Origin of the sequence: Rhizobacter sp., assembly GCF_031412075.1 — a bacterium.
In the GTDB taxonomy this organism is placed as follows: domain Bacteria; phylum Pseudomonadota; class Gammaproteobacteria; order Burkholderiales; family Burkholderiaceae_C; genus Rhizobacter.
This window is the reverse complement of sequence record NZ_JANOCG010000002.1, coordinates 1-9,792: the sequence shown is the minus strand read 5'-3', so window position 1 is coordinate 9,792 and position 9,792 is coordinate 1. Positions and strand designations below refer to the sequence as shown.

Sequence of the window (9,792 nt, the reverse complement as noted above, 5' to 3'; positions counted from 1 at the left end):
GATGGCGACGTGACGGTGGCCGAGTCGGGCGCGATCGTCGAATACCTCGTCGAGCGTTAAGGCAATGGCCGCCTGATCCCCGCGGCGGGCCCCCCCGAGCGCCTGGCCTACCGCTACTGGTTGCACTTTGCAGAAGGCTCGGCCATGCCGCCGCTGCTGCTGAAGCTGGTGTTCATGAAGATCGCGAGCGCGAAGGTGCCGTTCTTCGTCAAGCCCATCGTGCGCGGCATTTCGGCCAAGGTGATGAGCACCTTGGTCGACCCCAACCTGTCTCGCCAACTCGACTTCATGGAGGGCGAGTTGGGCCAACGCGAATGGTTTGCGGGCCATGAATTCAGCGCGGCCGACATCCAGATGAGCTTTCCGCTCGAAGCGGCCGCGCAGCGTGCGGGCCTGGATGCGTCTCGGCCCCGCTTGATGGCATTCCTGAAGCGAATCCATGCGCGGCCGGCCTACGCCCGTGCATTGGAGCGCGGCGGTCCGTACAGTTTTGCCAACGACTGAGCCCACGCCTCCCCCTTTCAGGGGGCTGTAACGTTTTGTGTGCAGCGGTCGTTCCCCAAGGGCGGCCTGCAAAATTCCCCCTCGCCTAACGGCCAGAGGGAAACGCAAAAAATGCTTGATCGACTGAGTGACGCACTCCAGACCCAACTCAGCGCCCTGCTGGCGAGTTGGACGAGCGCGCAGCGCCTGTACACCTTGGAGGGCGGAGGTGGCGTGAGCGAGCTGATGGTGGAGCGCTTCAGCCTGATCGACGAGGTGAGCCAGCCCTACCAACTGAGCCTGAGCACCCTGAGCCTCAACGCGCGGGTTCCGCTGCAGCCCCTGCTCGGCCAACGTGTGACTCTGCACACCACCCTGTCGGACGGCAGCCGCAGCCAGCGCAGCGGCCTTGTCATGCAAGCCAGCCAAGGTCCCTCTGACGGCGGCCTCGCCCGCTACCAGCTGACGGTTCAACCCTGGGTCGCCCTGCTCAAGCACAGCCGCCACAGCCGAGTCTGGCAAGACAAGACCCTCCCGCAGATCATCGACGACGTGCTCGGTGCCGAAGCCTACCGCGCCCACGCCGCCTGGCAGTGGGGCGAGACCCTGGAAGACGGCAGCACCGAAGATTTGAGCACCTTCCTGGCCCAAGCCCCCAACGCCGGCGTGCGCCCCTACTGCGTCCAATACCGCGAGAGCGACCTCAGCTTCATCCAACGCCTGCTCGCCCAAGAAGGCCTGGGCTGGCGCATTGAAGAGAGCGACAAGGCCCCGAGCGCCCACCAACTCGTCTTCTTCGCCGACAGCACCCGGTGGCCGCAGAACATCACTTCTCAAGCCAAGCTTGGAGGCGCTGGCATCCGCTTCCACCGCGCTGCTGCGGTCGAGCAACAAGACGCCATCCAGAGCTTCGGCGGGCTGCGCCAGCTCACCCCCGCTGCCAGCGCTGTCTTGCAATGGGACTACCACGGCAAGCGCGCCATCGCTGCCGAATCCACCAGCGCCCATGCCTTCGGCAGCCAGAGCATCCAGGACATCGCCCCCTGGCTGCAGCACTACGCTCCCACCGGTGCCAGTGCCGACACCGGGCAGTGCACCAGCGCCCAGGCCCAACACCGTGCCACCTGCCACCAGCAAGCCTACGAGGCGAGGCACAAGACCTGGCTCGCCCGCAGCACGTTGCGCAGCCTGCGCGCCGGCCAGTGGTTTGCTCTCACACAAAGCACCCTCGACGCCCTGGGCGACCTGCAAAGCCCCGCCGACCGCGAGTTCAGCGTGCACAGCGTGCACGCGCTCGGCATCAACAACCTGCCCAAAGAGCTGAGCCAGCGCCTGGCCCACACCCAGACCCAGGTCGACCCCTTCGCCGAGCTCAACGGCCAAGCCCCCGACGACCTGCTCAGCAGCCTGGCCCAAGACCCCGAGCTGGCCACCCAGGCGGCCGAACTCGGTTATGCCAACCGCTTCCAGGCCCTGCGCCGCGCCATCCCGTGGCGTCCACAGCCAACGCCCCAGCCGACTGCCCTGGGCATGCAGACCGCCCTCGTGGTCGGCCCGGGCGGCAACATCAGCCCGAACGGTGCCGACGAGCTGTACACCGATGCGCTGGGCCGCATCAGGGTCCAGTTCCATTGGCAGAGCGCTCCGCATGCCGACCCGAGGCCCGACAACCGCAGCACCTGCTGGGTGCGGGTGGCCCAGCGCTGGGCTGGCGCCGGCATGGGCCAGCAGTTCATCCCGCGCATCGGCCAAGAGGTGCTGCTGCAGTTCATCGAAGGCGACATCGAGCGGCCCCTGTGCATTGGGGCGCTCTACAACGGCAAGGGCGAAGCCGGCCTGCCCTCCACACCGGGCGGCCAAGCCGCCGAGGCCGACACCAGCGCCTACGCCCAGAGCAGCGACCACCGCCCCAGCGCCCAGGGCAACCGCATGGGCGCTGGGTCCGGCGGGCACGCCCCGGCCTGGCACGGCGGCGCACCCGGCCCCGCCACAAACGGCGCCAAGGCACAGAACAACCAGGCCGCGCTCAGCGGCATCAAGAGCAAGGAGTTCGGTGGTGAGGGCTTCAACCAGCTGGTGTTTGATGACACCCCGGGGCAACTGCGGGTGCAGTTGGCCAGCACCCAGCACTCGAGCCAGCTCAACCTCGGGCACCTGATCCACCAGGCCGACAACCATCGGGGAAGCTTCCGGGGGCAAGGCTTCGAGCTGAGGACGGATGCGTATGGAGCCATCCGAGCGACCCAAGGCGTGTTGATCACCAGCTACGGCGCCAACCCCAGCGACCCGGCGGGCGACAACGCACCGGGCATGGCCTTGCTCAAGCAGGCGATGACGCTCGCCGACAGCTTCAGCCAGGCAGCGAAGACGCACCAGACCACCACCCTGGCCACGGCGGTGGGCACGGTCAAGGTGAACCAGAGCCACCTGAGCGACAAGCTCGCGCCGATGAAGGCGCTGCACCAGGCGGCCAGTGGCATGGTGAGCCAGGTCAATCTGAGCAACGCGATCTCCGACGCGGGCCACAAGAGCACCCAGGCCACAACTGGCAAGCTGCCGCACAGCACCGACCCGATCGTGGCGATCACGGCCAAGGCCGGGTTGGCGGTGGTCGCAGGCCAAGACCTCCAGTTCGCCAGTGGCGAGGCCATCAGCTGGCAAGCGGGGCAGGACATCCACATTGCGGGGGGCCATCAACTTAGGGTGAACACGGGGCAGAGCATCGGCATCTTGGCGGGGGCCGTGCAGCCTGGAGAGGGTGCCAAGGGCAAGGGCCTGACGATGATCGCGGGGCAGGGGCCGGTGCAGATGCAGGCTCAGGCTGGAACCGCCGAGGTGGCGGCCAAGAACCTCATCAACATCCAGAGTGCCAACAGCCACATCGATTGGGCGGCGGCCAAGAAGATCACGTTGCAGACTTCGGGTGGGGCGCAGATCGTCATCGAGGGCGCAGGCGTCACCGTGCAATGCCCGGGCAAGATCACGGTCAAGGCGGCGACCAAGAGCTTTGTGGGGCCGGGGACGGAGAGTTATGCGTTGCCGCAGTTACCGCGCGCCGCTTGCAAGTCGTGCCTGCTCAACGCGATGAAACAAGGTGCCCCCGGAGTGCTGGTCTGATGCCCGTCCTTGAAGCATTGCGGGTGGCGCTTGATTCGGCTGACGCGGCTGGGCGCGTGCTGTGTCTGGTCGTTGACACCGCGTCTGCAGAGGGAAGCCACGCGCCGCTGGACCGGTGGAACGTTGTGTACCACTCGCTTTTCGATGGGACACCTGAAGAGAGCCTCCTCGAGATTGCCCCCTTGTTGATCCCGGTGAACAAGTTGGGCGCGGAGGCGCGCAACCGCGTGTTCGCGTGGGCGCAAGGACTGGCCTATGCAGCGCCTTGTTTGAGTTGGATTGAGGCAGATGTGGCGCCTGCGGCCCTCGCCGAGCATTTGCGGCGTTTTCACGTCGTGGGTTTGTCCGAGGGGCAGTCGTTGCTGATGCGCTGGTACGACACCAGGATTCTTCCCGTGTGGCTTGCCTGCTTGACGGCTGCGCAGGCGCAAGCCTTCACCGCACACGTGTCGAGTTGGGTCTATGTGGATCGCCTTGGTGAGACTTCGACGGCGTTGCTTGAGCGCCCGCCCAGTGACTTTCCACCCGCACCGCCATATGGCGAGCCGCTGGTGACACTCACGGATGCGCAGTACGGCATGTTGATCGATGCCACTGAACTCGACGTGCTGCTGAAGCACCTGCGGCAAATCATCCGCGATGAACTCAAGCGTGTACCGGCGCGCACGCTCACGCAGTTTGTCTCGACGTATCAGCAAGCTGCCATCGCTGTGGGGCTGGACGACATCGATCGGCAAGCTCAGTACCTGATGGTGGCTCTCTACACCTCGGGCAAAGGGGTCGAGCATCCGGCGTTCAGCGCCTTGATGAAGTCCCCGGCACTTGCGCTCGATGAGCTTGCCAAAGGCATACAAGACCTGCCAGATGAAGTGTGGGATGCGGGGCCTGCGTTGTGGGTCACGCATGCGTCAGACGAGCGGCGGGTTGCACAGGAACCCCTCGATGCGTGAATTGATCGCCATGTTGGCAGCCGTGTTTGTGGCGCTTGGTTGCCGCCCCAACACTGCTGGCGAGTCGTCCGCCGTTCTGTCTGCGTCCGTGCCTGCAAAGTCGAGCAAGACGGTTTCTGCCGAGCTGACGGGCTACAACCACACAGACAGAACAGTCGGGGCCTTTTATGTGAATGGTGAGTGGGGGGGCAACATCACACTTGGCACGGGCGGCGGCAAGTTTGTGTGTTGCATTGAGCTGCCTAACCCTTGGCAGGAGGGGTACACCGTCACGGTAACCTGGGAAGACCACGAAGGAAAGATGCAGAAGCGCGAGGTTCCTGTTCCCAAGTACGACCCGAAGACGCTGTCAGATTTCAACGTGCACTTTCTGCGCAGCGGCGAGATCAAAGTATTTGCGCTCCGCTTTGGTTTGAGACATCGCGACTATCCGCTGACAGGCCCAGAAGCAGAGTTGAAGCCTGGCGTGCCAATAGACAAAGTCTTTTGATTCGCGGACGAAGGCTCATCCTCACATAGGTCAAAACTAGGACTTTCTGTATGCGCACTGCGCTCATCACAATCACTGTCGCCTTTGCGTTGTTCGGGTGCAAACCAAGCGCATCGGGCGAGTCATCCGCTGTGGCTTCTGCGGCCCAATCTGCGAAATCTGGCAAAACCGTTTCCGCTGAACTGACGGGCTACAACCACACCGACAAAACAATCGGGGCCTTCTATGTGAATGGTCAGTGGGGCGGCAACATCACGCCTGGATCGGGCGGCGGATCTTTCGTGTGTTGCGTTCAACTGCCCAGTCCTTGGCTGGAGGGTTACAAGGTGACGATCACCTGGGAAGACCACGAAGGAAAGATGCAGAAGCGCGAGGTTCCTGTTCCCAAGTACGACCCGAAGACGCTGTCAGATTTCAACGTGCACTTTCTGCGCAGCGGTGAGATCAAAGTATTTGCGCTCCGCTTTGGCTTGAGACATCGCGACTATCCGCTGACAGGCCCTGAAGCAGAACTGAAGCCTGGCGTGCCGATAGACAAGGTCTTTTGATCCTCGGTGCAGGGATTGAGTCTGGGTGAACACGATTAACCAAGCAATGAGACAGGGGAAGCCATGACAGTGATCTATACGGGGCGACCTGCTCCGCTGAATGGCGAACGCAGGCTGAACGGCAAAGAAGCCGCTCAGCGTGCCAAGGCGATGAAATGTGTGCGTTCAAAGTCGACCGAGTGCCAAGGACAGGTATTCGTTGGCCTCTTTTTCGATGGAACCGGGAACAACGATCTTTGGGTCGAGAAGGGCCAGACCCAGACTCAGCGATTGCGCAACAAACACAGCAATGTGGCGCGCCTCTTTGACGCTCACCTTAACGAGCCTGAGACCGGGATCTTTCGGTTCTACATGCCAGGCGTTGGGACCCCTTTCAAAGACATCAACGACTCGACAGAGCTCCTCTACGACAACCTCGGAATGGGTTTCGGGTATCGAGGTGCGGACCGGATCAACTACGGCATCGTGTCCATACTCAATGCGGTTAGCCGTTACCTGACTGGTGGGCCTTTGTTGGGCAGAGAGGAGACAGGAGGCCTTGCAACCGCCATCAGTACGGATGCCATGGGGCCTATTTCAGTCGAAGGCGGGATTCGCTGGACGGCCTTGACGGCAGTGGAAGACAGGCTGGCTGCTCTCGTGAAGGGGCATCAACGAAAAGTTCTTCAGATCAACGTTTCGATCTTCGGCTTCTCTCGTGGCGCAGCACAGGCACGTGCCTGCGCTTTCTGGTTGAGCCAGATTTGCGAGCGACATGGAGGTGGCATGACCTTGGCCGGCATCCCCTTGCGCATCGGTTTCATGGGGATCTTCGATACGGTGGCGGCAGTTGGCATCGGTGACATCACGCCCTTCACCGATGGACACATGGCCTGGGCCGAAGACACGCAAACCATTCACCCCGCGGTCGAGGACTGCGCCCACTTCATTGCCTTACACGAGCAACGTGCGTCCTTCCCCTTGGAGGCTGCTGTGGGCAGGGGGAATGTGGGCTATCCAGGCATGCACTCCGACGTTGGAGGTGGCTATTGGCCCGGTGAGCAGGGCAAGGCGATGCCTGAATGGGGTGACTCGCCACACCTTTCGCAGATTCCCTTGATCGACATGCACTTCGCCGCCATTAAGGCGGGGGTGCCGATGATGACCATTGAAGAAATCAAAGCCGACTCGCGAGTTGCGAAGTCATTTGCAACCGACGCTCGATTGTTGAAGACCTACAACACCTGGCTTGCCAACCAGGGCGTGAAGGCCGGTGACATCCGGGCCTTCACTGAGGCACATACGCGCCACTACATCCGCTGGCGCGCTTCGCTGCACACGGGTGGGAAGGGGGGTGGCGTTCCAGCCCTCGAGTTTTTCAACCGTGCAACGCTGACTGTCGACAAGACCAAAGATCAAACCGACCTGCGAGAGGCGGATGAGGCACTTGCTTTGCAGCTCAGGTGGCTGTTGGAGCGCCGTCAAGCCAACGCAACATTCGGGGGTTATCTCAAAGAGCGGCTCAAGGACACGTTCAGGATGTCATCGCCCCTGTTGGGGACGCTCCTGATAGAGCCGGGCAAGGCACCTTTGACTGCATATGAAAAGAAGTTCATCGAGATCGCCGTCGACGGGCCCATGCCCCCTGCAGGTTGTGCAGAACTCTTCGCTGACTATGTGCATGACTCGCGTGCCGGCTTCAGGCCTTTACTCAAGAAGCACGAGTTCACTTGGATGACCGGGGGCTACTTGCGCTTTCGCCATGTGTTCAAGGAAGAGATACATGGCGAGTCGCGCGTTTACGGCTGGGCGAATGAAGGCCTGTCAGGGATCAAGGCGGCTGGTAACGCCGTTGTCGACATTTCTTGCGAACTCTGGGATGCCACCGTGGCTGCGTATGCCAAGGCGCGCAGGCATGCCGTGGCGGCGGGGCGTGCAGCTGCCAAGGCAACCACTGAGGCTTATCAAGCGGCAGAGCGAGAAGCAATCGTCACTGGCAAAGCCGCAGCCAAGGCGACGGCAGAGGCCTATGAGTCGGCGGAGAAGCAAGTCACGACCACGGGTCGCGCAGCGATGCAGGCAGCTTCAACGGCGTACCAGTCCGCCGAGAATGCCGTTGCCCGCCGCTATCAAGATGCCGAGACAGCGCTCTACAACGAGTTGACTGAGCGGTACGCCTCCGCCAAGGGAACGATTCAGGACTATTACAGCCCCGAGGCCATTCGGAAGAGAGAAAAGGAAGCGCAAGAGGCTAAAGCCCTGCGACAACAGCGTCTCGAAGCGGAGGAATACGCACGCACTCGACCAAGGTGGTGAGTGGGCTTTTCGAGACGGCCACGCGAGGACCGATTCGAATGCCGCAAGTCCCTCACAACATCTGCCGCAACCTCAACTCCACATACTGCCCCGCCTCCGGTGGCAGCGCCCCCGTCGTCTTGGCCCGCATGAACGCCTCGCGGGCTGCAGAGGACTGATCGGACGCTGAGAGCGAGATGCCCAAGCCCATCCACCACACGCCGTTGGCAGGCGCGAGCCGCAACGCCGCGCTGAACTTTTCGGCCGCTTCGGCATGCCGCCCCGCGCGCTGCAGGATCGCGGCGTAAAAACCCTGGTACTCGGCGTTGTTCGTGGCGTTGCCACTTGCGGCCTTCAAGGTGTCGGCGGCGGCGCTCAGATCTTGTCGTTCGGCTTGCAGGCGCGCGAGCATCAAGGCGAGCGTCGGTTGTTGGGGTGACAGGTTGATGCCCTCGTGCAACAAGGCCAAGGCCTCGTCGTGTCGCGACTGGCCGATCAGCAAACCGGCTTGCGCTTGCCGCGCTGGCGCGTAGCGCGCGTCTTCGCGCAGGGCGGCCATGAAGGCGTCTGCGGAGTCGTTGATCTGGCCGGCCTGGTGGGCCGTCACGCCGCGCTGGTAGTGCGCTTCTGCGCGTTCTTGCGGGGTGCGGGAGGCCATGCGTTTGTCGATGCGCGGCTCCGGCTTCGGTAACGCGAGCGCCGAGGCGGACGCCGCCAGGTCGTGTACCAAGATGGGGCGTGCCTTGGGCTCATCGCGCGGGCTGTTGATGAGGGGCGATCGCACGGTCGGTGCGGCCACGGCAAGCAGCACGGGCGCGGCGGGCGGAGTCGCTTCAACGTTGACTGCGGTTGAAACCTCTGGTGTCGTGACAGCGACAGGCAATGCGGCAACACGGGACACAACCGGAGCTGCTTCGGTCACGGGAGTCGCGGCAGCCACGCCCGCCGGCATCGCCGCCTCCGGCTTGGCCACCCGGCCTGGCCAGTGGATGCTGCCTTGCGCCACGCCACCTGCCACCACGGCCGTGGCAGTGATGGCCAAGCCCAGGCCCCAGCGGCGTGCGCGCTGCAGTGCATTCGGGGCCGTGGAGGGAAGTGATGTTTTCACGGCAGCGGGTGCCGCAGCATTCACCGCCCGGCGCTTGTCGAGGTCGCGCAACACCTGGTTGATGAGGCTCATCGGGCGCTCCCGGCGAGCCAGTTCAGCCAGCGTGGCCCGCAAGACAGTGAACTGTCGGTGTCGTGTGCGGCGGCGCGCACGTGCTGGTCTTCGACGACAGCGCCACCGGCGCCGAACACCGTCAACAAGGCCTTGTGCGCGAGGATGTTGACCAGGCGCGGTGTGCCGCCGCTGGCGCGTTGCAGCGCGGCGATGGCCGGCGCGGTGAAGACCTCGGTGCTGTCGTAGCCGGCCACGCGCATGCGGTGGTGCAGGTACTGGCGCAGCTCGGGGCGGTCCATGCCGGTGAGGCGGTAGTGGAATGAAATGCGTTGCCGCAGTTGCCGCATGCACGACAACGCAAGTCGTGCATCGAGCTCGGGTTGCCCGAGCAACACCACTTGCAGCAGCTTGCGTTTTTCGGTTTCCAGGTTCGACAGCAGGCGCAGTGTTTCCAGGCTCTTGAGCGGCAAGGCCTGGGCCTCGTCGACACACACCACCACCCGGCGGCCTTCGGCGGCCAGCGCCAGCAGTTCTTGGTTGATCGACTTGAGCAGCTGGTACTCGGTGGCGCCGGAGCCCGTCTTCAGCTCCAGCTCGTCGGCCAGGGCCAGCAGCAAGGTGGCCGGCGTGAGCAGGGGGTTGGGCAGGTAGCAGGTGACGCAGTCGTCGCCCTGGGTGGCGAGGAAGCGGCGGCACAACAATGTTTTGCCGGTGCCCACCTCGCCGGTGATCTTGATGAAGCCCTCGCCGCTGCTCGTGGCCATCAGC

General features: G+C 63.5%; 7 protein-coding genes and 1 pseudogene. 6 read left to right on the top strand and 2 right to left on the bottom strand.

Annotated features, from left to right (window positions below):
- From RMO40_RS00055 to RMO40_RS00030, 6 genes and pseudogenes are all read left to right on the top strand, one after another.
- Positions 1–504: pseudogene (locus RMO40_RS00055) on the top strand (glutathione binding-like protein); the annotation flags it as partial.
- Between the two features lie 111 nt (positions 505–615).
- The gene (locus tag RMO40_RS00050) at positions 616–3,600 is read left to right on the top strand and encodes a type VI secretion system Vgr family protein (RefSeq protein ID WP_309714730.1); all 2,985 of its coding nucleotides are present in this window, start codon (positions 616–618) and stop codon (positions 3,598–3,600) included.
- The gene (locus RMO40_RS00045) at positions 3,600–4,550 is read left to right on the top strand and encodes a DUF4123 domain-containing protein (RefSeq protein ID WP_309714728.1); all 951 of its coding nucleotides are present in this window, start codon (positions 3,600–3,602) and stop codon (positions 4,548–4,550) included. The genes RMO40_RS00050 and RMO40_RS00045 overlap by 1 nt, the downstream gene beginning before the upstream one ends.
- The gene (locus RMO40_RS00040; RefSeq protein ID WP_309714727.1) at positions 4,543–5,040 is read left to right on the top strand and encodes a DUF3304 domain-containing protein; all 498 of its coding nucleotides are present in this window, start codon (positions 4,543–4,545) and stop codon (positions 5,038–5,040) included. The genes RMO40_RS00045 and RMO40_RS00040 overlap by 8 nt, the downstream gene beginning before the upstream one ends.
- Before the next feature lie 50 nt (positions 5,041–5,090).
- On the top strand, positions 5,091–5,588 hold the full coding sequence (locus RMO40_RS00035) for a DUF3304 domain-containing protein (RefSeq protein WP_309714725.1): 498 nt from the start codon (positions 5,091–5,093) through the stop codon (positions 5,586–5,588).
- Positions 5,589–5,651: 63 nt separating this feature from the next.
- Complete coding sequence (locus RMO40_RS00030) at positions 5,652–7,883, top strand: phospholipase effector Tle1 domain-containing protein (protein WP_309714723.1); 2,232 nt, start codon at positions 5,652–5,654, stop codon at positions 7,881–7,883.
- A 52-nt stretch (positions 7,884–7,935) separates the two neighbouring features.
- Here the strand turns inward: RMO40_RS00030 and RMO40_RS00025 are convergent, their stop codons facing one another.
- Together RMO40_RS00025 and RMO40_RS00020 are read right to left on the bottom strand one after the other, a co-directional pair.
- Positions 7,936–9,042 (bottom strand): tetratricopeptide repeat protein, encoded by a 1,107-nt coding sequence (locus RMO40_RS00025; protein ID WP_309714721.1) that lies wholly within the window; start codon positions 9,040–9,042, stop codon positions 7,936–7,938.
- A partial coding sequence (locus RMO40_RS00020; protein ID WP_309714720.1) for an AAA family ATPase occupies positions 9,039–9,792 on the bottom strand: 754 nt, incomplete at its 5' end. The genes RMO40_RS00020 and RMO40_RS00025, both read right to left, overlap by 4 nt.

Excerpts from the sequence above, each read along its gene's own strand:
- RMO40_RS00050 (WP_309714730.1), top strand. The coding sequence starts at position 616 with ATGCTTGATCGACTGAGTGACGCACTCCAGACCCAACTCAGCGCCCTG.
- RMO40_RS00045 (WP_309714728.1), top strand. The coding sequence starts at position 3,600 with ATGCCCGTCCTTGAAGCATTGCGGGTGGCGCTTGATTCGGCTGACGCG.
- RMO40_RS00040 (WP_309714727.1), top strand. The coding sequence starts at position 4,543 with ATGCGTGAATTGATCGCCATGTTGGCAGCCGTGTTTGTGGCGCTTGGT.
- RMO40_RS00035 (WP_309714725.1), top strand. The coding sequence starts at position 5,091 with ATGCGCACTGCGCTCATCACAATCACTGTCGCCTTTGCGTTGTTCGGG.
- RMO40_RS00030 (WP_309714723.1), top strand. The coding sequence starts at position 5,652 with ATGACAGTGATCTATACGGGGCGACCTGCTCCGCTGAATGGCGAACGC.
- RMO40_RS00025 (WP_309714721.1), bottom strand. The coding sequence starts at position 9,042 with ATGAGCCTCATCAACCAGGTGTTGCGCGACCTCGACAAGCGCCGGGCG.